The sequence below is a fragment of the Nonomuraea sp. PA05 genome (assembly GCF_008086045.1).
Taxonomy (GTDB): domain Bacteria; phylum Actinomycetota; class Actinomycetes; order Streptosporangiales; family Streptosporangiaceae; genus Nonomuraea; species Nonomuraea monospora.
The window spans coordinates 15,301-39,826 of record NZ_VSEY01000042.1; the positions used below are offsets into that span (position 1 = coordinate 15,301).

The following is a 24,526-nucleotide window of genomic DNA, read 5'->3' on the forward strand; positions in this document are numbered from 1 at the left end:
GCCGGGCACGGCGGCGCCGTACGACCGGGACACCACATGGCGTTTCGGGCATGTCCACAATCCGGGGCCGCGCACGTCCGGAACAAGACCGATCTGTAGCGGAATCGGTGAGCGAAACTCATCGATACAGGGTGGCGGGATGGAGCGGCACGAGATCGAGACCTTCTTGGCACTGTCCGAGGAGCTGCACTTCCGTCGTACGGCCGAACGGCTGGGCCTGGCGCAGGGCCGCGTCAGCCAGATCGTCAAGAAACTGGAGCGCGGCATCGGCGCGCCGTTGTTCGAGCGCACCAGCCGTCGCGTGGTGCTGACCCCCGTCGGGCAGCGACTGCGTGACGGACTGCTGCCCGGCTACCAGCAGATCCAGCGCGCCATCGCGGAGGCCAGGGCCGCCGCGCGCGGCGTCGCCGGCACCTTACGCGTCGGGTTCTCCGCTCCGTGGTGCGCCGAGACCCTCATCGCGGCCGCCGACCTGTTCCTCGGCCGCAACCCCGGTCACGAGGTGAACATCACCGAGATCCAGCTCCACGATCCGCTCGGCCCCATGCGTGCCGGGCAGCTCGACCTGCAGCTCACGGAGCTCCCGATCGACGAGCCCGACATCACCGTCGGGCCGGTGGTGTTCCGGGAGCCGCGCGTGCTCATCGTCCCGGCCGCCCACCCCTTCACCGGGCGCGCCTCGGTCTCGCTGGAGGACTACGCCGCCGAGCCAGTGATCTCCATCGGCGGTGCGGTGCCGGACTACTGGCTGGAGTATCACTACCCGTCCAGGACCCCGGCCGGACGCCCGATACCCCCTGGACCGGTTGCCACCTATTGGTCCGAGATCCTGCCCCTGATCAGCTCGGGCAGAGGCGTCTCGCCCTCCAACCTGCGAGCCGCCCGCTACCACGCCTATCCCGGCACCGCCTTCGTCCCGGTGCACGACGCCCCGGCGATCGAGTACGGGCTGCTGTGGCCGGCCGCTCGCGAGAGCGCCACCGTCCGCGAGTTCAGCGAACTCGTCCGCCAGGTGGCCGGCCGCCCACCCGGCGGCGTGGACGGTGAGCCGGGTTCACCGGTCGTTCCCTGATCCGTGACTGTTCGCGACCTTCGGCCGTCGGCAGACTTCTGAGGCGACCACCGCAGGAGGCCGAGGCCACGAGCGGGCGAGCCGGAGCGGTGGTCAGGCGCAGCCCTCCACATGACCCCTGATGGGTGTGTGGCGTCCTGCGAGTCATCGCTGAGCACAGCGGCGGCCACCTCGAAGGGAACCACGCCGTCATGTCCACCACCGCATCGCTGTCATCCCTGGCGCACGAGGCGCCGCCGCGACGTCTGACCGGCCGGCTCAAGGTCGTCCTGGCCGTGCTGCTGGTCGCCCAGTTCATGCTGGCCGTCGACTTCTCGATCCTCAACGTGGCTCTGCCCGTCATCGGCGACGGCCTCGGCTTCTCCCTGGCGAACCTGCAGTGGATCGCCACCGCCTTCGCCCTGTCCGCCGCCGGCTTCACCCTCATCATCGCCCGCGTCGCCCAGGGACTCGCCACCGCCGCCGCCACACCCGCCGGGCTCGCCCTGCTCACCACCTCCTTCCCCGAAGGGCCGCTGCGGCAGAAGGCCCTCGGTTTCAACGGCGCCCTCATGTCCGCCGGGTTCATCGCCGGAGCCGTGCTCGGCGGTGTACTCACCGACCTGCTCTTCTGGCGCTGAGCCTTCTTCATCAACGTGCCCGTCGCCCTTGCCGTGCTCGCCGTCGCGCCCGCCGCATATCGTCTGTCGCGTGAACTGCTCGGCCGGGGCGGCGACGCAGCGGCCGGCCATGCTGTCCCGTGCGGCGGGAAGACGGCATGGCCGGTGCGACGATCACGACCAGTGGGCTGAACTCCTGCGTCCAGCCCACCACACGTCAGCCGACGGCGGTGACGACCCATTCAGGGACGATGACCCCACCGGAGCGCGGCTGGTACCGGGTGCCGAAACGACCGTTACCCAGTCCGGGATAGACCCACAGATCGCGGTCCCCGCTGACGGCGACCAGGTCGGTCTTGCCGTCACCGCTCAGATCCATGGCCGCGACCTTGTAGTTGGTCCAGCCGCTGCCGGCGTGGGTGCGGGCGCCGAGGGTGATGCCGCTCTGGCTCGTGTTGGGATAGAACCAGAGGTCACCGTTGCGGTCGATGGCCATGATGTCGGTGCGGTTGTCGCCGTTGAAATCGAAGGGGAAGGTGCGGTAGCCGGTCCAGCCGCTGTTGCCGATCTGGATCCTGGTGGCACCCGCTGCCCCGTCCGGGTAGTGGAACAGCGTGCCGTTGGCGTTGTGGATGGCGAACAGGTCGGCGTGCGGGTTGCTGTTGGCGTTGCCCGCGGTGAAGGTGTATTTCTCCCAGCCGGAGCCGACATCATCTCTGCTACTGGTGGTCAGATATCCGCCCTTGTTGGGATACATCCACAGAACGCCGTCGGAGCCAGACCTGAGGAGGTCGGCCAGGCCGTCCCCGTCCCAGTCGGTGACGACCCATCCCATGCCCCAACCGCTGCCGATCTTGACCCGGTTGCTGACGCTGACCGTGTTCTCTCCCGAACTGCTCTGGTTCGGATACATCCACAGGTCACCGGCGCTGTCGGTGAGAATGAGATCGTTGCGGCCGTCTCCGTCGAAGTCGTGGTTGTTCTTGGCGGGCGTCAGCGAGACCCTGTTCCAGGTCCGGACCGTGGACAGCACACCGCTGAAGTAGCCGCCGAGGCTCGCGGCGCCGGTCTTGTGCGCGCCTACGCGCAGCGCGCCGGTGGCCTTCCACTTCGTTGTGTGCCGGACACTGGCGACGTTCTGGCCGTTGACCCAGAGGATCACCAGGCCGGAGGCGGCTTTGTAGGTCACGGTGACCTGCGACCAGACACCCAGCGCAGCGCTGCCCGCGGGCGCGACGACGGTGTCCCAGACGGGACTGGCCACGTCCGACTGGCTCATGGCGAAGTGCCAGGCCCCGTTCTGGATCCAGAGCTTGAAGCCGGCGGTGTTGACGCCGTCCTGGGAAAGTACGGTGCCACCGGCGGTGGAGGGGGCGGAGTTAGTGCCCTGGATGGTGGGTTTGGCCCAGGCGCTGAGGCTGAAGTCGGCGTCGGTGGCGACGGCGGGGCCGCCGGCCGCGAGCGTTCCGGTGGTGCGGTCGAACGTGATGGCCGGGCTGTAGGTGTCGCCGGTCTTCCAGGTCGCGCCGGCGGTGGCGGTCAGCGGGAGGCCTGTTCCGGTGAAGGCGCTGTCGGCGACGGTGCCGACCGCGGTGCCCGACGTGGCCGTGGCGGGCAGGTCGGCCAGGGTCCAGGTGTGGTCCGCCGCGGCGGTGGTGATGGAGTTGACCCAGGTCGTCAGATCGTCAGCGCGGGCGGCGGTGAGGGAGCTGTCGCTCCCGGCGGGGTCGGGGCATCCGGCCTGGCCGGCCTGGCTGAGCACGGCGGCGAGCTTGCCGCCGTTGAGTACGGGTGCACCGGCCATCCCGCTGCACACGAGCGGGCCGGTCGCGGTGGTCAGCGTCGTGGCGGTCGCGGCCGTGAACGTGACCTGCGCGGTGCGCTGCTGGTCGTTGGTCCAATCGGCGGCGGTCACCCCGGCGCGGCTGTAGCCGACCGTGGACAGTTCGACACCGGTGGGGGCGGTGGTGGCCAGCGGGATCGGGGTGATCCCTTCGACCGGGGTGGCCAGCCGGGCCAGGACCACGTCGCGGCCGGGGCGCGGGCTCAGCCAGTCGGCCTTGATGCCGGCCTTTCCGGGGAACGTGACATAGGTCGCGCCGGCCGGCGCGCCTTCGGCGAGCTGCGGTTGGTTCGGGTCGGGGGCCAGGCAGCTCGCGGCGCCCAGCACCCAGCTCGGCGCGACCAGCGTCGCGGTGCACTCGCGGCCGTCGCCGGCGAGTTTGCCGACTGCCGCCTGTGCTCCGGTGCCGGGCGCGGGGCCGGTGCCGGCGCGCAGCTGCAGCAGCATGGTGGGGGAGGCGGTCGGGTCGGTGCCCTCGCCGACTTGGGTGTAGCCGTCAGGGTCTACGTTGACGGTGAGGCTTTCGCCGTCGTCGTTGCGTAGTTTGGCGGTCACTTGGTGGCCGGTGCCCTCGCGTAGGCCGTCCCCGCGGATCTCGTACACGCCGGGAACTTCGAGGTTCAGTACGCCGGAGTTGGCGGCTACCCGGAAGCAGACACGGCCGATGCCGTCGGCGCCGATGGCCTCGTCGGTGGTTCGGATCTTCAGCAGGCCGATGTCACCCTGCACCGGCGTGGCGCAGTCGGCCAGCAGGATGTGGCCGTCGCCGGAGATCAGTCTGACGTTCTGCGCCTCCAGGATCTCCGCCGCACCAGGGTAGGGATAGACGCCGTTGTCCACCAGTGACGGAAGCGAGATCGCAGACGCGCCGGCCGCCGCCGGCCAGGCAGCCACCGATAAGGACGCTGCCATCGCTGTGGCGACGCCCAGCGTCACCCAGCGTGGGAATGACTTCATGACCACAAACCTCCGATGTTGCCTGTGCGGAAGTTCCGATAGGCCTGCTGACGCTTGAAGGGTTCACGACCCGTGCACGTTGCTCGCGCCTCTGCGGATATGGAACGAGGCTAGAGAAGCCCGGTATGCCGGTGGTATGTCCGATCATGTCTGGGATTGCCCGGCATTCGAGCATCGTGTGACACTCCGCTGTGCTGAATGGCGGGTGAACCGGATTCGCCTCGTCAGCGCTTCCCGTATGCGAAACCCTTGAGTGGTGATGGAGGCTGCGGTGCAGCTGAATGTGTGTGCGCGGATACCCATACGGTGGCAGGCGGTGATCGCGACATGCACCGTCCTGGCTGTGCTCGCCAGCCTGCTGTACGCGCCGCCGGCGTATGCCCAGGGGACGGTTCCCGCTGATCGCCCCCTCGTGGTGTCGGCCTGGCAGGAGGGCGGTCCGCAGGTCCGATTAGCTGCCGAGGCCGCGTTGCTGGGTTCGGACGCTCAGGTCAGCGCGTTCCTGGATGGCGGATGGGCCCAGGCCCAGCGTCTCGATCAGCGGGAGAATCTTGCGCGGGTCATCAGTAACGGTGGTCCCGCCCTGCGCGCGAAGGCGCAGGCCGCCCTGGACGCGGACGTCGCAGGTGACCAGAACGCGATCCCCACGTTCCTGAAGAGCGGTTGGCAGGGCCCGTCGGACATCGACACCCGGGTGTCGGTGAACCAGCTGATGGCCTCCGGCGGCGATCAGGTCAAGCAGGCGGCGCAGGCCGTACTGGACTCCGGGACCGCCGAGGAGATGCGGAACTTCCTGGAGTCCGGCTGGCAGGCGCAGTGGAACACCGACCAGCGGCTGCGGATCAACCAAGCCATAGCCACAGGTGGCCCGCAAGTCCGCGCCGCGGGCCAGAAGGCACTGGACGCAGGCGCGCCGGAGGCACTGGAGGCGTTCCTCTCCTACGGCTGGGCCGTGGCCTCGGCGCGGGACGAGGAGACCGCGACCCTAGAAGACCTGCTGGGCCAGGCGAAGGAGGCCAAGGCGCTGGCGGAGCAGGAGACCGCCAACGCCACGAGCGAGGCCGATCGCGCCAGGGACTCCGCAGCCGCGGCGCGCCGGTCGGCGGCGGAGGCCGCTGCCGCGACCGCGGACGCACGCGACAACATGGCTGAGGCGAAGGCGCAGGCCAAGCGGGCGGCCAGGGCGGCGGAGCAGGCGGCTGAGGCGGCGCAGGTGGCCGTTCAGGCTGCGGCTGCGGCGAACCGGGCGGCGCGTGCCGCAGCCACCGCGGCGGCACGCGCCGCGCAGATGGCGTCGAAGGCCAACCAGAAGGCTTCCGAGGCTTATCAGCATGCCGCAGCCGCGGCCGTCGATGCCACTTTTGCGGAGAACGCACGGCAAGCGGCGCAGGCAGCCCAAAGGATCGCCCGGGAGACGGACGAGTTCGCCGAGCTGGTCAACTTGGCGCTCACGGCGGTCAGGGCCAACTCCCACGCGGTCACAGCGGCTACGGCTGCGGCTGAGAATGCTCTGGCGGCAGCGGCTGCCAATGACGAGGCTGTACGGTACGCCAACGCGGCCGGCGCGAACGCCCAGGAGGCGGTCGCCGCGGCGGCAAGGGCACGGGCCAACGCCGAGCGGGCCGCGCGGGCGGCACGGGCGGCACAGACGTACCTCCAGACGGCCATCGATGCCGCGATCAAGGCGCGAGACGCCGCCATCAGGGCGGCAGCCAACGCCCGGGCCGCGGCCGCCGCGGCCCTCGAAGCCGCCGAGCACGCGGGCGACGCCGCCAAGGCGGCGGAACGGGCCACCGAATACGCCAACCTGGCCACCACGGCCGCGCAGCAGGCGCTGGACACCGCGACCCAGGCAGCCGCGGTCTACGAAGCGGCGCGTGTCGCCGACGCCGAACGCCTGGCGGTGGCCCGGGACGAGGGGTTGGAGACCGCCCGGACAGCCAACGTCGCGTATGAGAGGCAGCAGCGGGCCGCCGACTGGGATGTCGACCAGGCCGCCAAACGCGACGCCGAGACCAACAGGCTCATCGCGGTGGTCCTCGACCCGGCCACCGAGCGAGCGGCCGCGGTCGCGGCCGCTCGCAAGGTCGCGCTCAATCTGGCCGGCGGCCAGAGCGCCTGGACCAAGCAGGCGGCGCTGGGCGCACTGGGCGGCGCCGACGATCTCGTGCTGGAGTTCGTGCGCGCCGGCCTCGCCCGCGCTGAGGCGCAGGACAACCGCATCGCAGTGACCAAGCTGTCGGTGACCGACAACGCCGCCCTGGAGACGGCGGCCATGAACGCCCTGGCCGGCAGCGACCAGACGGTTGCGACCTTCCTGCGTACGCAGAGCTATCCCGGCCGGTACACGGCGGACCGGCTGAAGGTCAACCAGATCCTGGCCGCGGCCAAGACGGCCGGCGATGCCGTGCTGGCGCAGCGAGCCGAGCAAGCCCTTGATGCCGACACGCCGCAGGCGTTGCGAGACTTCCTCGACACCGGCCAGTACACCGCGGCGGTCATCGGTGAGCGGGTGCGGGTCAACCAGATCCTGGCCAGCCCGGACAGCGGGCCGGAGGTGAAGGCGGCAGCGCAGATAGCCTTGGAGGGACCCGCTCCGGGTCTGCGGCAGTTCCTCAGCACCGGACGGTTCACCGCGGCCGAGCGGGACCACGAAACCGCGGTTCACCTCGCTGTGGTCGCCGGCCTGCTGACAAAGATCAGCCAGGCCGCCGAGTCGGCCGTGGAGAGCGCTCTGGAAGCGCAGGCCGTAGCCGCCCGCGCCCGCGACGACGCCGCGTTGGCCGCATCCTACGCTGAGCAGGCGATCGACTCGGCGCAGCGGGCCGCCGGCCACGCCCAGCAGGCCAGGGTGCACGCCGACCAAGCCGCTGCCTCGGTGGAGAAGGCCGCGGCTGCGGTCAAGACCGCCGTCGGGGCGGCCACGAAGGCCAGAACCTCCGCCCACAGCGCCCTCCGGTCGGCCACCTGGGCGATCGCCTCCCACGCGATGGCCGTCGACGCCGCCAACAGCGCCACCCGAGCAGCACGCCTTGCCTACGATTCGGCCATCAACGCCGGTCAGAGTGCCGACGCTGCCGCCAGGGCGGCCGATGCGGTTTCCAAGGATTACGAGTACGCCGCCGGCGCAGAAATCGCCAAATGCGACTTCGAGTACAACCGGGATGACTATGCTCGGCTGGAGGATGCATACGGCTTAGAAGAGGGCCAGTTCTATCGCGACTGCATCTACAATGTCCTCGGGGACCCGGAGGAGCTGGCCACAAGGGTATACCTCAACTCCGCCTTCTGTGACATCTATCCGCAGGACAGCCAGTCCTACGAGAACTGCATTGCCTCCACATCGGCTCCCGGCTTCGAAGCGATACAGGAATACAACCTCACCTTCGAGGCGCTCAGGTACGCGCTCACGATGTTCGAAGTGGGGTGGATGCCGGCCATTGTCGGCTGTCAGGTCACACTGGTCTGCGGAGCAGCACTTACCATCGCCACGGTAGGTGTTGAAGTATATCGTTTCGTCCAGGGCGACCAATCGCTGGCCAAGACGCTGCTCAACGTCGGCACGATCGCTCTTGAATCGCTGGCCGGATATGGGATCGGAAAACTGCTCAGCAGTGGGTTCCGGGCACTCAAGAGGGCCTTCGCGGCTTCCAAGACGGGCACGAGCGCGATATCGGAGATCCGTAGAGGCCTGCTCCAGACCGAGCAAAAGCTGGTACTCGCGCACGTCCGGGCGATGCTTGCCAGCGACTACCCCACGGTCAGGGACACCGCCTTCTTCTGGTCCGGCCGCACGCAGATAGCACCCGACAAGTATGTGAATGCCGGACCCGATCTCGTCGCTGAGATTGCGAAGGCGAAGGGCGGCACCTCGCTCGAAATGCTCATGGACAGCCGTGGGATTCCACAGGCGCAAATTCCGAAAAAGACGGAGTGGGACCCTTGGGAGGTGCCATGGGACGCCATCGAGGACCAGGTCAATGATGCGTGGACCCAGGTCTCCCTGAATTACGCGCGAAACGCCTCCGGCGTGGTCAGGGTGGTGCACGGGACAAGCCTGCGCCCGGGCAACGTCTGGGAGACGACGGAGTTCCCCGCGCTCAAGGCCAATCCCAACGTCACCAAAATAATCAGAATAACCATCGTCGACGCGACTACGCGGACGGAGGAAGTGATCTTCGAGCGATAGTCGACAGAAGACCGTGCTGGTACCCTGTTTCGGTGGAATTTGCGATCAGCGAAGAATGGAAAGAGCGGGTCGTCTACCGCGAACAGGGTGCCAGCTTCACTTTCGACTGCGCCTGGGGCGTCAAGCCTCACACCGTCTTCGTGCCATCCGCCGCATACTGGCCGCAGGCGACTCCGGCCTGGATGCACGATCGGCGGGACGAGATCATCGGTCGCCTCCGCGCTCATTTGGGTGCGCGCTACGTCATCGAGGAGTTCGAGAAGAGCGACACGGGTCCCCGGCCATGGGTGACGGTTCTGGGGGCCCGCCATTCGGATGGGTCAGTTCCCGGCGAGTGGATCGCCGTGCTCATGGATCCCGAAGAAACAGCCACCCCCCACGCCTCCTGGACGCCCGAACAGCGCAGTCGGTTCTTCGCTGATCACGCGGGGCGGGTCGGCGGTGGGTCCACACCGGACGAGGCGGTGGAAGATCTCCGGCAACGGGTCGGCCAGCCCGAATTGCGCTGGGGAACCTGAACGAGACATCCGCGTGCCGCACAGCCACAAGGGCTGCGGCCGGGAACGGTCAGATCCAGTCGGCGACCCTGCGGGGCTCAGGAACACGATTCGTCGCCAGCGCCGGGGTTCGTCGTCTGGTCGGGCCGGGCGTTTCTGGGACAGCGGGCGACTGGTGTTCGGGTGGTGTTGTGCCGTATCAGGTGCCGACGAGCAACCACGCGGCGGATGGGCATCCCTTGACCCTACGCATCCATGCGTTGGCCGACCGGAACACGTGATCCATCCGTGGTCTCGGTGGCTCGGATCGCTGACTCGCAGACCTGGAATCGCCGGTTACTCGGCTGTGAGGCCCGCGTCGTTGAGCCGCTTGATGAAACTGGGCTTGCCCTGGTGCCGTTCGCGCAGACGGGTGAGGCGCTGGGTGAAGGTGGGGGTGTGATCGTCGCGGATGGCCAGGGCGCGCAGGTCGCGGAGGAGTTCGACGGCCTGGTCGTATTCGCGGGGCTTCTTGGTGTCGATGGAGGCTTCCACCACGTCCCACGCGGCGTCGAGGTTCTGGGCGAGCCGGTTCAGGCGCAGTTCCCTGGCCTGCCGCTTCTCTTGCTCCCTGCGGGCCTGCTCTTCGGCGCGCCGGGCCGCCTCCTGCTGCTCGCGGCTGTGACGGCGGGCGGCGGCGGCGTCCAGCAGCTCGGCGACCGTCCGCCCTGTCTCCACCTCCTGGCCGGTGATGCCACCGCCGAACTCGCGCAGCAGTTCCCACCGAACCTTCGCGCCGTCTTCCTCGATCACCCGCAAAGGCAGCGCGTCCTTGCGCTTGGCGGACAGAGCGCCGATCCAGGCGGCCAGGGCCTTTTGATCGTGCTGTACGGGTTGCACCGGAGCGCTGGCCTCGGCGGCTGCCGCGAGCAGGTCGTCGTCCAGGCGCAGAAAGTCGGCCAGGGCCCGTTGTGGTGCGCTGAGCGAGCCTAATCCGGGTGGGATGGGCGGCTCGAGTTCGTCCTCCTCCTCGTAGTCGAAGGCGTCCTCGTCACGCTCCCAGCTCCCGTACGCCGACAGCCAGGCAAGATAGAGCGGCCGCAGGTCACCGGCGGCCAGTTCGGCGCGGATGCCGACGATCGCCGACAGGGAGCGTTCGACGTCGTCTTCCCAGGACTCCTCCTCCGCCTCGCTGGTGAAGTCGAGGATGAGGTGGCCGCCGCTGGTCCAGGTGCTGACCTGCTCGCCGACGCGGTAGCGTTCGGCTTGCTTGGGGTCGAGCACGGCCTTGGGCAGGCGCAGCATGATGCGGTGGGTGCCCCAGTTGGCCAGATACAGGTGGGCGTCGTAGTAACGCTCCATCAGGCGGGACGGGTCTCCGTGGAAGTCGCCCCAGTGGTACTCGTTGGTGAAGCTGCTTGCGGTGATGTGGGCCCGGGTGGACAGGGCGCACCTCGGCCTGCTGCTGGTCGGTGAGCGGCCGGTCGATGGCCAGGAACTCGTAGTACTGGTACTCGCTCACGCTCTCACTCGATCCAGCGTCCGAACGCGCCGGTCCCCTCGGCTCCGGCCGATGACGGGTCGGGCAGCAGCACGTCGAGGATGCCGATCGCCGGCTGGATCGTCAGGGGGCCGAGTCACAGGAGCACACGATACTCCTGCGGGAATCCCTGTGATCACCTTGGCGAGGGCTGCTGGACCGTCAAGGCTGCGCGGGGGTGATGTCAGTGTGCGGGAAGTCCTCGTCTTTGAAAGAGCAGGGGCTGGTCGAGGGCGTAGGCGATGCAGTTGCCCATGTTGAGCTTGCCCTTGGAGTTGTTGCCCTTGCCGTAGGTCTGGTACGCCCGGCGCGCGATCCTGGCCTGATGGGGCGTTCGGCTCGACCATGAGGCCCACCATCTCATTGATGAGCGGTCGACAACTCCCCAGCTATGCCGCCGAACTCGCCAGCATTTCGATTCTTATCGGATGCCACCGGCGACGCTATTCCCTGGAGGGAATCGCGGCACCGCAGGCCGGGGCTGCATGCTGCAGCGCATGAACAACCAACTCGATGTGAAGCTATGGGCTGACCGTTATGTCGCCCAGTGGAACGAGTCCGATCCGGACAGGCGGAGCGCGCTCATCCGTACGCTGTGGGCCGCCGACGGAACCCAGGTACTGGTCAACCCGCCCCAGGAAATCCACGACGCCGCGGTTGCCCTCGCGTTCCCGGTGCCGCCGCTGGAGGCCCGCGGGCACGACGCCTTGAACGCCAGGGTAGCCCGTGCCTATGAGACGTTCGTGTTGCTGCCCAACGTGCTCGGCGTCCGCTGGTCAATGGTATCGACCAGCACGGGGCAGGCCGTCGGCGGCGGCCTGGACATCCTCGCTCTGGACGGCGATGGTCGGCTCCGCACTGACCACCAGTTCATCGGGGTGAGCTGATGCGCTACACCAGAATTGCCCGCACTGAGGACGGCGGATCGGCGTTCGAGGACGGCCAGATCGCGCTCGAACACCGGCATGTCGCCGATGGGGTGCCCGCCATGGCAGTCGGCATGATGCAGTCCGGCGGCGGCGCGCAGTTCTTGCGCAGCGCCGCGTTCGACAGCACCTCACATCCGGCGCCACGCGAGCAGTGGGTGGTGATGCTGCGCGGGATGATCGAGGTAACGGTCAGCGACGGCAGCCGGCGCCGCTTCGGCCCTGGCGACCTGGTGCTTGCCGCAGACACCACGGGAATGGGGCACGTCACGACCGGCGTCGGCGACCCACCGTACGAGGCACTGTTCATCCCAGTCTGACCGGCACATACGGCCCAAGCCGAAAGGCGATGGGTACGGCTTCTCCTGAGTGGTGCGACACGAAGTCTCGGTGCGCTGGACTTCCGGTCCGGCTTGTCGCGTCTGAACGTGACCGCCCGCGCAGGAAGCGCAGCGAGGAGAGCCGGCTCGCGATCCTGACCGCAGCCTGACGATCGAGGGCATCGCGGCCCGCTCCGGCACCGGCAAACAGACCATCTACCGCTGGTGGCCGTCCAAGGCCGACGTGCTGATGGACGCGATGGCCATCAAGGCCGGCCTGTTCATCCCGATCCCCGACACGGGTCGCTACGCCGCCGACCTGCGGGCCTTCCTGGGCGCCGGTCTCGCGCCGGCCCGCCGGCCTGCGCGCTCTCATAGCCGAGGCGCAGATCGACCCCGCGTTCGGCGAACGCGTCCACGCGTCGTTCCTACTGCCGCGCCGCGAGGCGCTCGGCGTTGTCCTGAGCCGCGCCGTGTCCCGAGGATGAGGCCCGCTGTTGGCGGTGTCGAGGAGAACCCGTCGCCCATGACGGGAGAAGTGCGGGGGGCCGCTGTTGCGGGTTCGCGCGCGGGGAGGTGGGAAGCCGTCATCAGTGGATGTGGGAGCCGCCGTTGACGTCGTAGGTGGCTCCGGTGATGTAGCCGGACTCCTCCCTGCACAGGTAGGCGATGAGATCGGCGACGTCCTCCACCCGGCCGGTGCGTCCCGCCGGGATCGCCTCCAGGAGCCGCGCCCTGTGCTCCTCGTCCAGGGCGCCGCCGGTGATGTCGGTGTCGATCAGCCCGGGCGCGACGGCGTTGACCGTGACGCCGGCCGGCCCCAGCTCGCGGGCCAGCGCCCGGGCGAAGCCGAGCTGGGCTGCCTTGGCGGCGGAGTAGGCCACGCCGCCGAAGACGCCGCCGCCGCGCTCGGCCGACACCGACGACAGGAAGACGATCCGCCCGAAGCCGCGCCCGGCCATGCCGGCGGCGACGCGGCGGGTGATGTTGTAGGCGCCGCGCACGTTGACGGCGAAGATGCGGTCCCATTCCGCCCCCGTGACCTGGAGGAATGGGACGGGTGAGGTGATGCCGGCGTTGTTGACAAGGGCCCCGGCGGGCGGCGCGGCGCTGTCGAGGTAGGCCAGCGCGGCCTTGACGGAGCTCTCGTCGGTGACGTCGCAGCCCAGGCCGAACGCCTGGACGCCGTGGCGGTGCGCGACCTGGTCAGCGCTCTCCTTGGCGCCGGCTTCGTCCAGGTCGAGGACGGCGAGGTGCCAGCCGGCGGCGGCCAGGGCGTGGGCGGTGGCGCGGCCGATGCCGCGCGTGGAGCCCGCGCCGGTGACGATGGCGGTCCGATCGGTGATGGGCATGAAGGTTCCCCCGAGGGTCAGGAGCGGGCCAGTTCGGCCCGGATGGTGGTGATGACGGCGCCGGTCGAGAGCCCGTACCTGTCATGCAGGGTGGGCAAGGCGCCGGCGGCCAGAAACTCGTCGGGCAGGCCGATGGGGACGATGCGGGTGCCCGCACCCGCGTAGGCCAAGGTGGCGGCGACGGATTCGGCGAGCCCGCCGATCACGCTGTGGTTCTCCAGCGTGACGACGAGCCGGTCGGGACGCGCCGCGCGCAGGATGGCCTCGGTGTCGAGGGGCTTGATGGTCGGCACGTGCAGGACGGCCGCGTCGATGCGGTCGGCCTCCAGCCGGGCGGCGGCCTGCAGCGCGCGCATGGTCATCAGCCCGGTCGAGATGAGGACGACGTCCCGCCCGGTACGCAACTCGGCGGCCTTGCCCAGCTCGAAGCGGTAGTCGTACTCGTCCAGGATCCTGGGCACGGCGCCGCGCAGGAGCCGTAGGTAGGTGGGGCCGGAGGTGGCGGCGAGGGCGGGGACGGCCTGTTCGATGTCCACGGCATCGCACGGGTCGACGATCGTCAGGTTGGGGCAGCCACGCAGGATGGCCAGGTCTTCGGTGGCCTGATGGCTGGGCCCGTAGCCGGTGGTGAGGCCGGGCAGGGCGCCGACGACGTTGACGTTGAGGCGGGGTTCGGCGATGTCCAGGCAGAGAAAGTCGTAGGCGCGGCGGGTGGCGAACACCGAGTAGGTCGAGGCGAACGGCACCAGCCCGGCCTCGGCCAGCCCGGCGGCGGCGCCGAGCATCGCCTGCTCGGCCATGCCCATCTGGAAGAACCGTCCCGGGTGGGCGTCCCGGAAGACATGCATGTCCGTATATTTCGCGAGATCGGCGGACAGGCCGACGATCTCCGGCCGCTGCTCGGCCAGGCGGGCCAGCGCGTGCCCGAAGGGGGCCGGCGTGGTGCGCTGACCGGGGTCGGCGATCGATGCGATCATCGCCGACGTGGTGAGCCGCTTGGTCGTGGTCATCGGCGCGAGCCCTCCTCCAACTGATCGCGGGCGATCTGCCATTCGTGCTCTTCCACCCGCATGAAGTGCGCCTTGTCGCGGTTCTCCAGCAGCGGCACCCCACGTCCGATACGGGTGTCGCAGATCAGCACGGACGGCGCGTCGCGATGCTCCCGCAGCCGCTCGAACGCGGACAGCAGCGCGGCTATGTCGTTGCCGTCGACCCGCAGCGCGTGCCAGCCGAAGGCGCGCCACTTGTCGGCCACCGGCTCGGTACGCAGGACGCCCGCGGTGGCCCCGTCCGCCTGCAGCCCGTTGACGTCGACGATCGCCGTCACGTTGCCCAGCCCGTGATGCGCGCAGGCCAGGGCGGCCTCCCAGGTGGAGCCCTCATCCAGCTCGCCGTCCGACAGCAGGTTGTACACGCGAGCCGGGTTGCCGGTGTGCCGCAGCCCGAGCGCCAGGCCGCAGGCCACCGCCAGCCCGTGCCCGAGCGAGCCGCCGGAGATCTCCACGCCGGGCGTGTAGGAGGCCATGGCCGACATGGGCAGCCGAGAGTCGTCGCTGCCGTACGTCCGCAGCTCCTCCACGGGAATGACCCCGGCTTCGGCCAGTGCGGCGTACAGGGCGATGGCGTAGTGGCCGATCGACAGCAGGAACCGGTCCCGTTCCGGCCGGCGAGGGTCGTCCGGGCGGTGCCGCAGCTGGCTGCCGTAGACGACGGCGAGGACGTCCGCGACGCCCAGGGCCTGGCCGATGTAGCCCTGCCCTTGCACCTCGGCCATCTGAAGCGCGTACCGGCGGATCCGGTGAGCGGCTGCACGCAGCCGCTGCTCCTCTGTAGTGACGGTGGACGATGAGGTCACCGCGCCGTCCTCCCTTCTTCGGTGTTCGTCGCGAGCTCCAGCGCCGCCACCCTCGCGCGCTCGTCCGGGCCCCAGGTCTCCCGAGTCACCAGCGTGGCGAACAAACCCAGCAGCCCGTACGCGCTGACCAGCGCGGCGGGGCCGATCCAGCCGAACGACGCGTACAGGGCCGTGGCCAGCAACGGCGTGAACCCGGAGACGACCGCGGAGAGCTGGTAGGCCAGCGACGCCCCGCTCGTGCGGGTCCTGGCCGCGAACAGCTCCGAGAACCACGCTCCCTGCACCCCGGCCAGCGAGTTCTGGCAGACCGCGTAGCTGATGACGAACGCCACCACGATCCACGCCGCCGCGCCCGTGTTGACCATCAGGAACATCGGAACGCCCCAGACCAGCGTGATCGCGGTGCCCAGCAGGTACACCGGCCGGCGCCCGATCTTGTCGGTCAGCGCGCCCCAGAGCGTGGTGGCGGCGATGCCGATCCCGGCCGCCAGCATCAGCCCGGCCAGGGTGACGGACCTGTCGGCCAGCTTCTCGCTCGTCAGGTAGGACAGCATGAAGGTCACCGTGACGGCGTAGCCGGCGGTCTCGGTGATGCGCAGGCAGAAGGCGCGCAGCACGTTGCGCCAGTCGTCCCGCAGCACCTGCAGCAGCGGGTTCTTGACGATCTCGCCGCCTTCCTTCAGCTCCTCGAACTCCGGCGACTCCTCGATCTTGAGCCGGATGACGATGCCGACCACGATCAGCACCACGCTGAGCAGGAACGGCACTCGCCAGGCCCACTGCTCGCCGAGCGGGACGCTGATCAGGAAGGCCAGGTTGGCCAGCAGCAGACCGACCGGGAAGCCAGCCTGGGTGATGCCGGTGTACAGGCCGCGTCGCCGCCAGGGCGCGTGCTCGAAGCACATCAGGATCGCGCCGCCCCACTCGGCGCCGAAGGCCAGCCCCTGCACCACCCGCACGGCGACCAGGAGGACCCCCGCCCAGATCCCCACCTGCTGGTACGTCGGCAGCACCCCGATGAGCACCGTCGCGACGCCCATCAGCAGCAACGAGCCGACCAGCACGGGTTTGCGCCCGATCTTGTCACCGAGGTAGCCACCGATGATCCCGCCGAGCGGCCGCACTGCGAACCCGATGCCCAGAGTCGCGAACGAGAGCAGCGTTCCCGACAGTGGATCGCTCGCCGGGAAGAAGACGTCGTTGAAGTACAGGGCGGCGGCGGTGCCGAAGCCGATGAAGTCGTAGGTCTCGATCGTGGCGCCGATCGAGGTGCCGACGGCGACCTTCTTCTTCTCCGGCGTGCCGTCGATCGGATGCCGTGGATGGAGATGCGTGTCAGCCATGGAGTGCTCCAGGGGGTGGGTGGGGAGGGTCATGGCCCGTCCTCACGTCGGCTAACTGCCAACTGTTAACAGTCGGTTGTATGACTGTGGACACCAGCATGGCCTCCTGTCAAGGGAGGATCGATTGAACTGTTAACAGTCGCCACTCGCGCGGCCCCGCATTACGATGGGCACGTCAGCGACCGAAGGAGCGTGCGTGACCAGCGTCGAACCTCTCCCCAGTCTCGACCGCAGCACCCTGCGCGAACGCGCGCTCCAGGCCCTGCGGTCGGCGATCACCTCCGGCCAGTACCGGCCCGGTGACCACCTCGGAGAGGTCGAACTCGCCGCCCGTCTGGGCATCAGCCGGGGCACCGTCCGCGAGGCCCTGCGCCACCTGCAACAGGAAGGCCTCGTCACCCCAGGCCATCGCGGCATGCTCCGGGTCAACACCCTGACTGCCAAGGAGATCCGGGGCCTCTACCAGGTGCGGGCCGCCCTTGAAGGGCTCGCGGTGGCGACCGTCATCAACTCTCCGAACCGCGACGCCGCCGTCCGGACGCTCCGCTCGGCCCTGTCCCGGCTCTCCGCCGACCACGCCGGCCTTCCCGAGCGCGTCGCTGCCGACCTGGGTTTCCATCTGCTGCTGTGTGAACTCGCCGACAATCCCATGCTGGTGGAGTCGTGGAAACACCTGGAAGGGCGCATCCGGGTCGCGATCATGAGCCACGACGCCGCTCAGCTACCGGAGATCATGTCTCATGACCGGCACGCGCCCATCCTGGAGGCGATCGAGCGGGGTGACGTGGCCGCCGCGGTCCAGGTGGTCGAAGACCACATGGCCGCCGCCGCCAAACTCTACGCCGGCGTGTGATCCAGCAAGAGATCATCAGCGGACGGAGGGTGTGCTGGACCTGGCTGATCCTCGCCGTCTGCACCCAACTCCGGCCGGCCCGTCCTTGGAAGGAGCCGGAAATCCGTTACCCCACGTCCTCGACGCACAGGTCTGCAGATCAAGCTCGCTCCTTGCGATGAGTCGTCGCGACGGCCAGGGCCATCGGCGGCGCGGTCATGACGGCCGTCGCCGCGAGCGCGACCCAGGTGGCCGCGTCGGGCTGGATCAGCGACTGGCCGCGCAGTGCCTGCCAGGCGGTGATGGTGAACACCGCGCTGTAGCCCAGGATGACGACTCCGGTGAGCTGGGCGCGTACGCGTTCATGGCGCAAGAACCCGATCCGGCCGCGAGGGCGGTGAGAAGCAGCACCGTGAGCACGAACACCTGGATCGAGTGCAGGCCGATGACGTGCGGACGAGCATGAAATTGGCCATCTTCGCCTCGCGGAAGACGGCCGAGCGCCGAGAAAATGCAGGTCAAATGGGGTCTGGAGTGGTAGGGCGCCCGGGGCTCGAACCCGGAACCTACGGATTAAAAGTCGCAGTTCTCAATGTCGCCCACTATCGGATCGTGTCTTATTGTGTCACGGTGTCATCGGTTGTCCTTGCTCGAAATGCTCAGAAATGCCGATCGGTGTTATGTCGTTTCAGGTGCCGATGAGCAACCAGCGAGCAACCACAGCGTGGATAGCATCCCTTGACCATTGAATCTGTCAGTCTGATTACTGGTCTCGCCTATGACCTGTGCCCTTGAGGAGCCATCAACGATCAGCATCGAGCTACAGGGCGCTCCAAAAAATGCTGGTTTAGCCCTATGCGGCCGGTTTCGATACGGCACAGTTCGTCGAGATGCGGTACGGGCGAAGCTGGAAGTTCCAACCTTGTTGAAGGACGATGGCCGCGATCTCGATGCTCGTCAGCGGCTTTTCATTCCTCAAGTGCAAAATGTCTGACCAGTACAGGTCTCGTTTCTTCAGGGCGCTGAGCAGCAGTTCCACCGTCGTCGGATCGACCGTCAGATCGGCCAATTGTCGCATATGGCGAGCACCGTCTGTCACGATGTGGCCCCATCCGCGCTCGGCGCAGTACGCAAACATGGCTGCAGCCTTGACACGGTTGATGGACGTGGCCATTTCAACATGTGGTTTGACCTCAACGAGAAAGCACCGTTGGTCCTTTGTCACGGCCAGGAGATCGGGATAGTAGGTGTGTTTCTCGCTGCCGAACTGGTAAGGGATGGCCACAGGTTGTTCGCAATACCAGGCGATTTGATCGGCTAGATCAAAGGTTTGAATCACTCGCAGTTCAGCAATTGACTCGTAGGCGACCTTGCGGCCCAGCTTAAGGGAGTCCCATAGGCCGCTGTGTTCCCGTTCACGGATTGAGCGACGTGCCCGTACCTGTCGTGCGTCCGGAAGGCTGCCTCTGGTGGAAGGCCACACAACCGCGGCGAGCAGCCTGGTACAGCGTTCGGTGGCACGCCTTGCCGCACCCGTCTGCCGAAGGTGCTGCCGCTCCCTCTCACGCCGCCGGGCGAGGATGCTGGTGGTCTGCGCAGCGAATTGCTTGCCTTCCTGCAAGCTGTACTTGGCGACTGCGGCCATGAACCGGACGGCCAGGCGCGGATCGGCGTTCGGTAGTGCAATCTCGGAGATGGTGAGCAGAGCTTCAGCGGAATCAACCGAGGACTCGCCGGCCTGTTCCAACGACCGGTGGACGAGGCTTCGGACATGATCGATCGCCCATGGCATCCGGTGCTCGGCCCGCAGCCGCTGCAGGGCCTTCTCCTGAAGCTGACGTGCTCGCTCTTTGCTCACCTCATGTGCTGCACCGACGGTCTCCAGAGACTGCGGCTGATAGTCGTACAAGCCGAGTCTACGGGCGAGGACGTCTCGACGACGGGAGTTGCTGACGCCGCTGATCGCTGCTGCCGGCAACTCTCGAGCGTGGATATGGGTATCTTCATCGGCCGAGCGGAGCGCCTGCCAGCTCAAGTCAACCAGTCCCAGCCCAGGCCAGGAGCATTCCACCACCCACGGCGTCAACAGTAGGCGGCCAGTGTGTTCCAGTAATGCGCGGCCTGCCCGATCGAGATCGCCCTTCGAGTACCTAAGCAGGTCGGCGATCTCCGGTCGGGTATGAAACTCTGCCTGCCGCTCGGCGTCCAGGCTGGTGCCCGTGATGGTCTGCCAGATGTTCAGGACGCGATCGATATGTGCTCGATGCCAGGTGTATGCGTCGAGGGGATCCACACCTTCGCTGGGAGGAATCATTTCGGCCAGGCGTACCTGAAGGGTACTGATGGTGCGTCCGTGCAAGTTCGCAATGTCTGCAAGGGGGATCCCTGCTCGTAGCTCGGCGAGGAGCGTGTTGATTTCCTGCCGTTCCCATCGGGCTCCGTGCCGTGGGGGCAGTACAGCTGTGGCGGGTGGTCGTGTTATTGAGCTGTGGTCTGCCGCTTCAGGCAAAGCGTGCTCCATACCATCGTGAACTATGAGATTGGCTGATCTCGCGGTTTGGAATCAAGTGCTTGGAAGGTTGGTGACGAGCTGTCGTCTTGATAGTGGACCGTCCGGCACATGAGGCTGTGGCTCGCCGGCCTGAGCGCCATCGGGCCGGCACAAGAGCGACGGGTTCATCGGCGGTGTGGCGGGCGCTTCGGCAAGCTGATGAGAACGTCGAGCCCCAGATGCTCCTTGCACAGGTAGACGAGTTCCTCGCACTCGATGAGCTGGATGCGTCCGTGGCGGGAGGCGAAGTCACGGCTGTCCTTGCCGACCCAGGAGGTGGTTACGAGGATGCCTTTGGTGGCGTGCTTGTCCTCCATGACGCCGGCCAGGGCGCGGACTGGTTCGATGCCGACGGTGCTCTTGGTTCGCTTGGCTTGGATAATGCATACACCGCCGAATACTGGGTCTTCGTTGACGGCGACGGCGTCCACGCCGTCGTCGCGGGAGGGCTGGGTGACCCAGCTCTTCATTCCCATGGCTTCGAAGAGTTGGCGGGTCAGGTGCTCGAACTCCGTGGGGGTCATGGCCAGCAGGTCGGGGCGGCTGTCGAGTCCGGCGACGGCGTCGATGCCTTCGACGAACTTGTACTGGGCCAGGAGAGCTTCAAAGTCGACGACTGGACGTACCGCTTCCAGTTCGTACGGGTGCGGTGATACCAGGGCGTTGAGTTTTTGCTTGAGGCAGTGGACGGGGTCGAGGTCGGTCAGCACGAACGTGGAGAACACGTCCCTGGTCGCGGTGACGCTGATGAGGCAGGGCCGGATAGGTTGGCCCGTCGCCCGGTCCTTCGTCGACGCGTGGCCGTTGAAGGTGGCAGTGTCGACGAGGCTGGCGAGGACGGAGCTGAAGACGTCGTGCAGCGTGCGCAGGGAGACCTGGGCGATGAGGTTGCCGTACCGGTCTTTGATCTCCTTGGGAGGGCGGGGCAGGGCGTCGAGCTCATCGCGTGACTGGACGTAGCGGTATCCCCGGGTAGTGGGAATCACGTCCTGGGAGGGGAGTTCATACTCGACAACAAGTTCTTTGGCTTCTGGGCGGTAGATCACTCGTGTCTGGTGCGGAAACGTCTCCGGGTACGGTGAGGCGTCGAGGACCAGGGTGAAGAATTGCGCCACAGCGTCGGAGTCGCCGGCTCGTGCCCTTCGCTCGAAGTCGTCGACCTGGGCGTTATAGTCCTCTGCTTCCTTGCGCTGGCTAACCACCCACTGCTGGTAGGAGCGCCGCCGCTTCTCCAGCTGTTTCTGGCGCTCGGCGACAGCTGCCTCGTAACGCGTCACTTCGCCCTGGTATCTCTGCCGGGCTTCGGCTTCCGCGCGCTCGTATCGTGCGGCGTTGAAGAGCCGGCCGAACACGCCGGGTGGGCGGGGAGCGAACGAAGCCCAGTGCGGCTTGCCAGGCGGAGGGGCATCCAGACCCGCAGGGTCGAAGGTGGTCGGCTGAACGGTGCGTTTGAGGGAGGCAAAGGTGAGCTCTGGCCGCCGTCTGACGCCTGTGACGAGCACGGAGTCTAGTTCCTCGACGACGGACTGAAGGTCGGCCGTCGATTCGGCGGCCTCGGACTTGCGGGACTCGACATATAGACGTTTGCGCTCACGCTCGTTCACAGCGGCACGCTGCGCGGCGGCACGCTGAGCACGCACCTGTTCACGTTCTGCTCTGGCCGCTGCCTGAGCTGCTGTTCGGCGGGCCTGCTGCTCCAATCGCTGCTGACGTGCTCGCTCACGCTGCAGTTCGGCCCATATGCCGCGCTTCTTGGCCATGTCCCCTCCGAGCTTGCTGATCTTGTTCAGCACCTCCGTAAGTAACGTAGCGAAGCCCTACGACAGTTTGAAGTGGATAAACTTAATTCACTTTTCGGGCATGCCGATAAAGCGGTCTCGTCATAGCGGGGAGACTGGTGTTTGAGGAGAATCTTTGAGGCAGGGCCAGCCGCTAATAGAACGAGGCGTCGGCGCTGGCTGTATCCATCACTGACGTCGACGTCAAAGAAGCACTTCGCCCCGTTTCCTTAAAGAAGGTGATGCACGATGGGTGGGAACGCGCTGATCGTCTACCGCCGCTGCGGGTGCCAGGGAGCGGAACGGTCTTGTCTGCGATTGGCCGAGCCCCGGCATGGGTCGTGGTACTTCGCGGTCCAGGTGGTCGGCGCAAGCGGACGGCGTGAGCGGGTGCGCAAGGGCGGTTTCGCCAGCGCAGAGGAAGCCGAGCAGGCAGGCGAACAGCTGATTGCGGCTGATCGAGAAGGAGCGGTTGGCGCCACCTGCACCGTGGCGCAGTGGCTTCGGGCCTGGCTCGGCAGCGATCAATCGATCCGCCCGCGGACACGGCAGGGGTATGCCGACCACGTCCGGCTCCATCTCGTCCCCGGCCTGGGGCGCGTGCGGCTGGCGGAGCTGTCGAGCCGGAATGTGCGCCAGCTGTTCAGTGCGCTGGCCCGGCGCCGTAACCGGTATGGGCGGCCGTTGTCGCCGTCGACGTTGCAACGAATTCACGCGACGCTGCGGGCGGCCCTGAACGCGGCGGTCCGTGAAGGGCTGCTGACCAGCAACCCTGCCCGCCACCTGCGGTTGCCGCGACCACGACGTCCTCATGCCGTGGTGTGGTCACAACGTCGGGTAGCGGCCTGGCAGGCCGACGGACAACGGCCGGCAGTGGCCGTGTGGACCACGCAGCAACTGAGAGCGTTCCTCGCGTTCGTTCACGGTGATGCCTTGTTCGCACTGTGGTGGTTGGCGGCGTTGCGCGGGCTGCGTCGCGGGGAACTGGCTGGACTGCGCTGGGTGGAGGTCAATCTGGAGGCCGCCGAGTTGACCGTGGCCCAGCAGTTGATCCAGCACGGCGGTCAGATTCGGGTCGTGCCGCCCAAGAGCGCGGCCAGCCAGCGCACCGTAGCCCTGGACGGTGAGACGGTTCGGCTACTGCTCGAACACGAACGACGTCAGGCCGAACAGCAACAGCGCTGCGGCTCGGAGTGGAACGCCGACGGGTATGTGTTCGTCCGGGGTGACGGCCGACCCATAGCACCGGACTACTTGACGCAAAGGTTCAGGCAGCTTGTGCTGGCCAGCAGACTCCCACCGGTGCGGCTCCACGACCTCCGTCATGGAGCCGCCTCAACCGCGCTGGCTGCGCAAGTGGATCTGCGTACCGTTCAGGGGCAACTCGGGCACGCCAGCATCGTGCTGACCGCGGACACCTACACGTCCGTGCTGCCGGAGCTGTACCACGAGGCGGCGGAGGCAACGGCCCGGCTGGTGCTGACGACGGCGCGCACGACCGCCAGAAAAGTCCGAAGAATCCGGTTGCCCCAGACGTGACCCAAGCATGACCCAGATCAAGAACCAGGATCTTGCACAGACCAGAAACCCAAGGTCGGAGTGGTAGGGCGCCCGGGGCTCGAACCCGGAACCTACGGATTAAAAGTCCGCAGCTCTGCCAATTGAGCTAACGCCCCTCGCACGAGCAAGGGTACAGAGATTACCGCCCTGCCCGCGACGCCTCCATCACCGGTAAGCCGCCATCCCCGTCAGCGCCTCCCCCAGCACCAGCGTATGAATTTCTTGCGTCCCCTCGTACGTCAGGACGCTCTCCAGGTTGTTCATGTGCCTGATCACAGGGTACTCCAGCGTGATCCCGTTCCCGCCCAGGATGCTGCGGGCCTGCCGGGCGATGTCGAGGGCGGCCCGTACGTTGGCGAGCTTGCCGAAGCTGATCTGCCGAGGCTCCAGTTGCCCCGCGTCCTTCAGGGAGCCGAGGTGCAGGGCGGTGAGGCCGGCCTGGGCGGTCCCGACGTACATCCAGGCGAGTTTCTCCTGGGTGAGCTGGAACGACCCGATCGGCTTGGAGAACTGGACGCGGGTCTTGGCGTATTCGACGGCCGACTCCAGGCAGGCGCGGGCGGCGCCGGTGACGCCCCAGACGATGCCGTAGCGGGCTTCCGAGAGGCAGGAGAGGGGGCCGCGCAGGCCGGTGACGCCGGGGAGGGCGGCGGAGGCGGGCAGGCGGACGTCGTCGAAGTACAGGGAGGACGTCACGGAGGCCCTCAGGGACATCTTCTTGTGGATCTCAGGGGCGGAGAAGCCGGGGGTGGAGGTGGGGACGACGAAGCCGCGGATGCCGTCGTCGGTCTGCGCCCACACGACGGCGACGTCGGCGACGGAGCCGTTCGTGATCCACATCTTGGAGCCGTTGAGCACCCAGTCGGTGCCGTCCTTCTTGGCGTACGTCCGCATGCCGGCGGGGTCGGACCCGTGGTCTGGCTCGGTGAGGCCGAAGCAGCCGATGGCCTCGCCGGCGGCCATCCGGGGCAGCCACTCCTCTTTCTGCTCGTCGGAGCCGTACTTCCAGATGGGATACATGGCCAGCGAGCCCTGCACGGACACGAAGGAGCGCAGGCCGGAGTCGCCGGCCTCCAGCTCGCGGCAGGCCACCCCGTACGACACCGCGTCCGTGCCGGCGCAGCCGTACCCCTGGAGGTGCATTCCGAGCAGGCCGAGCGCGCCGAGCTCGGGCGCGAGCTCGCGGGCGGGGAAGACGGCCTGGTCGAACCAGTCCCCTACGTGGGGGAGGACGCGGTCGGCGACGAAGGATCTGACGGTGTCGCGGATGAGCCGCTGGTCAGGGTTGAGCTTGTCGTCCAGGCGCAGCAGGTCGTCCATGGCGGGTCCTCTC

19 protein-coding genes, 1 tRNA gene and 1 pseudogene are annotated in these 24,526 nt (G+C 67.7%); 10 read left to right on the forward strand and 11 right to left on the reverse strand.

The genetic code is table 11. From position 1 onward, the window contains the following. Positions 1 to 139: 139 nt before the first annotated feature. Positions 140 to 1,072, forward strand: coding sequence for a LysR family transcriptional regulator (locus FXF51_RS46570; protein WP_148441242.1), 933 nt, complete (start codon positions 140 to 142; stop codon positions 1,070 to 1,072). A gap of 191 nt (positions 1,073 to 1,263) precedes the next feature. Next, a complete protein-coding gene (locus FXF51_RS46575; RefSeq protein ID WP_262380291.1) occupies positions 1,264 to 1,692 on the forward strand; it encodes an MFS transporter in 429 nt (142 codons plus the stop codon). 196 nt (positions 1,693 to 1,888) lie between these two features. Here the strand turns inward: FXF51_RS46575 and FXF51_RS46580 are convergent, their stop codons facing one another. After that, positions 1,889 to 4,471 carry an FG-GAP-like repeat-containing protein gene (locus tag FXF51_RS46580; RefSeq protein ID WP_148441243.1) on the reverse strand — a complete coding sequence of 861 codons (2,583 nt, stop codon included), beginning with the start codon at positions 4,469 to 4,471 and terminating at the stop codon, positions 1,889 to 1,891. A 271-nt stretch (positions 4,472 to 4,742) separates the two neighbouring features. Between FXF51_RS46580 and FXF51_RS46585 the strand changes: the two genes are divergently transcribed. Together FXF51_RS46585 and FXF51_RS46590 are read left to right on the forward strand one after the other, a co-directional pair. Further along, positions 4,743 to 8,660 (forward strand): ALF repeat-containing protein, encoded by a 3,918-nt coding sequence (locus tag FXF51_RS46585; protein WP_187414957.1) that lies wholly within the window; start codon positions 4,743 to 4,745, stop codon positions 8,658 to 8,660. A gap of 32 nt (positions 8,661 to 8,692) precedes the next feature. Then, positions 8,693 to 9,178: a hypothetical protein gene (locus tag FXF51_RS46590; protein ID WP_148441245.1), complete on the forward strand. Its 486-nt coding sequence runs from the start codon at positions 8,693 to 8,695 to the stop codon at positions 9,176 to 9,178. A gap of 315 nt (positions 9,179 to 9,493) precedes the next feature. Here the strand turns inward: FXF51_RS46590 and FXF51_RS46595 are convergent, their stop codons facing one another. After that, entirely contained in the window at positions 9,494 to 10,498 is a 1,005-nt protein-coding gene (locus FXF51_RS46595; protein WP_262380292.1) for a hypothetical protein, read from the reverse strand. Between the two features lie 675 nt (positions 10,499 to 11,173). Here FXF51_RS46595 and FXF51_RS46600 point away from each other — a divergent pair. The 4 genes and pseudogenes from FXF51_RS46600 (at position 11,174) to FXF51_RS63970 (ending at position 12,410) form a co-directional block, all read left to right on the forward strand. Continuing rightward, positions 11,174 to 11,563 (forward strand): hypothetical protein, encoded by a 390-nt coding sequence (locus FXF51_RS46600; protein ID WP_148441246.1) that lies wholly within the window; start codon positions 11,174 to 11,176, stop codon positions 11,561 to 11,563. Then, positions 11,563 to 11,922 carry a cupin domain-containing protein gene (locus FXF51_RS46605; RefSeq protein WP_148441247.1) on the forward strand — a complete coding sequence of 120 codons (360 nt, stop codon included), beginning with the start codon at positions 11,563 to 11,565 and terminating at the stop codon, positions 11,920 to 11,922. Before FXF51_RS46600 ends, FXF51_RS46605 begins: the two co-directional genes overlap by 1 nt. A gap of 172 nt (positions 11,923 to 12,094) precedes the next feature. Continuing rightward, positions 12,095 to 12,160 (forward strand): annotated as a pseudogene (locus FXF51_RS63965) (TetR family transcriptional regulator); the annotation flags it as partial. Positions 12,161 to 12,284: 124 nt separating this feature from the next. Then, complete coding sequence (locus tag FXF51_RS63970; RefSeq protein WP_222871787.1) at positions 12,285 to 12,410, forward strand: TetR-like C-terminal domain-containing protein; 126 nt, start codon at positions 12,285 to 12,287, stop codon at positions 12,408 to 12,410. A gap of 102 nt (positions 12,411 to 12,512) precedes the next feature. Here the strand turns inward: FXF51_RS63970 and FXF51_RS46615 are convergent, their stop codons facing one another. The 4 genes from FXF51_RS46615 to FXF51_RS46630 all read right to left on the reverse strand — a co-directional run bounded on the left by FXF51_RS46615 (position 12,513) and on the right by FXF51_RS46630 (position 16,472). After that, positions 12,513 to 13,274, reverse strand: coding sequence for an SDR family NAD(P)-dependent oxidoreductase (locus FXF51_RS46615; protein WP_148441248.1), 762 nt, complete (start codon positions 13,272 to 13,274; stop codon positions 12,513 to 12,515). Between the two features lie 17 nt (positions 13,275 to 13,291). Continuing rightward, a complete protein-coding gene (locus FXF51_RS46620) occupies positions 13,292 to 14,284 on the reverse strand; it encodes a transketolase family protein (RefSeq protein ID WP_148441249.1) in 993 nt (330 codons plus the stop codon). Beyond that, positions 14,281 to 15,048: a transketolase gene (locus FXF51_RS46625; protein ID WP_222871781.1), complete on the reverse strand. Its 768-nt coding sequence runs from the start codon at positions 15,046 to 15,048 to the stop codon at positions 14,281 to 14,283. Before FXF51_RS46625 ends, FXF51_RS46620 begins: the two co-directional genes overlap by 4 nt. 77 nt (positions 15,049 to 15,125) lie before the next feature. Beyond that, positions 15,126 to 16,472, reverse strand: a complete 1,347-nt coding sequence (locus FXF51_RS46630) for an MFS transporter (protein WP_148441251.1) — start codon at positions 16,470 to 16,472, stop codon at positions 15,126 to 15,128. Positions 16,473 to 16,668: 196 nt separating this feature from the next. On the opposite strand from FXF51_RS46630, the gene FXF51_RS46635 reads away from it, so the two are divergent. Beyond that, entirely contained in the window at positions 16,669 to 17,325 is a 657-nt protein-coding gene (locus FXF51_RS46635; protein ID WP_222871782.1) for a GntR family transcriptional regulator, read from the forward strand. A gap of 139 nt (positions 17,326 to 17,464) precedes the next feature. On the opposite strand, the gene FXF51_RS46640 is transcribed toward FXF51_RS46635, so the two are convergent. From FXF51_RS46640 to FXF51_RS46650, 3 genes are all read right to left on the reverse strand, one after another. Further along, entirely contained in the window at positions 17,465 to 17,677 is a 213-nt protein-coding gene (locus FXF51_RS46640) for a hypothetical protein (RefSeq protein WP_148441253.1), read from the reverse strand. Positions 17,678 to 18,157: 480 nt separating this feature from the next. After that, the gene (locus tag FXF51_RS46645) at positions 18,158 to 19,663 is read right to left on the reverse strand and encodes a TnsA endonuclease N-terminal domain-containing protein (RefSeq protein WP_187414958.1); all 1,506 of its coding nucleotides are present in this window, start codon (positions 19,661 to 19,663) and stop codon (positions 18,158 to 18,160) included. Between the two features lie 317 nt (positions 19,664 to 19,980). Continuing rightward, the gene (locus tag FXF51_RS46650) at positions 19,981 to 21,648 is read right to left on the reverse strand and encodes a restriction endonuclease (RefSeq protein WP_222871783.1); all 1,668 of its coding nucleotides are present in this window, start codon (positions 21,646 to 21,648) and stop codon (positions 19,981 to 19,983) included. Between the two features lie 234 nt (positions 21,649 to 21,882). Between FXF51_RS46650 and FXF51_RS46655 the strand changes: the two genes are divergently transcribed. Beyond that, a complete protein-coding gene (locus FXF51_RS46655; protein WP_148441255.1) occupies positions 21,883 to 23,172 on the forward strand; it encodes a tyrosine-type recombinase/integrase in 1,290 nt (429 codons plus the stop codon). A 61-nt stretch (positions 23,173 to 23,233) separates the two neighbouring features. Here FXF51_RS46655 and FXF51_RS46660 read toward each other — a convergent pair. Both FXF51_RS46660 and FXF51_RS46665 read right to left on the reverse strand, forming a co-directional pair. Next, positions 23,234 to 23,309: transfer RNA gene (locus FXF51_RS46660), tRNA-Lys, on the reverse strand. Between the two features lie 49 nt (positions 23,310 to 23,358). Then, on the reverse strand, positions 23,359 to 24,513 hold the full coding sequence (locus tag FXF51_RS46665; protein ID WP_148441256.1) for an acyl-CoA dehydrogenase family protein: 1,155 nt from the start codon (positions 24,511 to 24,513) through the stop codon (positions 23,359 to 23,361). Positions 24,514 to 24,526 lie beyond the last annotated feature (13 nt).

What these genes read in the sequence shown, in the direction of transcription:
- FXF51_RS46605 (WP_148441247.1), top strand. Translation starts at nt 11,563, where the DNA reads ATGCGCTACACCAGAATTGCCCGCACTGAGGACGGCGGATCGGCGTTC.
- FXF51_RS46575 (WP_262380291.1), top strand. Translation starts at nt 1,264, where the DNA reads ATGTCCACCACCGCATCGCTGTCATCCCTGGCGCACGAGGCGCCGCCG.
- FXF51_RS46665 (WP_148441256.1), bottom strand. Translation starts at nt 24,513, where the DNA reads ATGGACGACCTGCTGCGCCTGGACGACAAGCTCAACCCTGACCAGCGG.
- FXF51_RS46595 (WP_262380292.1), bottom strand. Translation starts at nt 10,498, where the DNA reads ATGGAGCGTTACTACGACGCCCACCTGTATCTGGCCAACTGGGGCACC.
- FXF51_RS46630 (WP_148441251.1), bottom strand. Translation starts at nt 16,472, where the DNA reads ATGGCTGACACGCATCTCCATCCACGGCATCCGATCGACGGCACGCCG.
- FXF51_RS46620 (WP_148441249.1), bottom strand. Translation starts at nt 14,284, where the DNA reads ATGACCACGACCAAGCGGCTCACCACGTCGGCGATGATCGCATCGATC.
- FXF51_RS46655 (WP_148441255.1), top strand. Translation starts at nt 21,883, where the DNA reads ATGGGTGGGAACGCGCTGATCGTCTACCGCCGCTGCGGGTGCCAGGGA.
- FXF51_RS46580 (WP_148441243.1), bottom strand. Translation starts at nt 4,471, where the DNA reads ATGAAGTCATTCCCACGCTGGGTGACGCTGGGCGTCGCCACAGCGATG.
- FXF51_RS46570 (WP_148441242.1), top strand. Translation starts at nt 140, where the DNA reads ATGGAGCGGCACGAGATCGAGACCTTCTTGGCACTGTCCGAGGAGCTG.
- FXF51_RS46600 (WP_148441246.1), top strand. Translation starts at nt 11,174, where the DNA reads ATGAACAACCAACTCGATGTGAAGCTATGGGCTGACCGTTATGTCGCC.
- FXF51_RS46625 (WP_222871781.1), bottom strand. Translation starts at nt 15,048, where the DNA reads ATGGCCGAGGTGCAAGGGCAGGGCTACATCGGCCAGGCCCTGGGCGTC.
- FXF51_RS46615 (WP_148441248.1), bottom strand. Translation starts at nt 13,274, where the DNA reads ATGCCCATCACCGATCGGACCGCCATCGTCACCGGCGCGGGCTCCACG.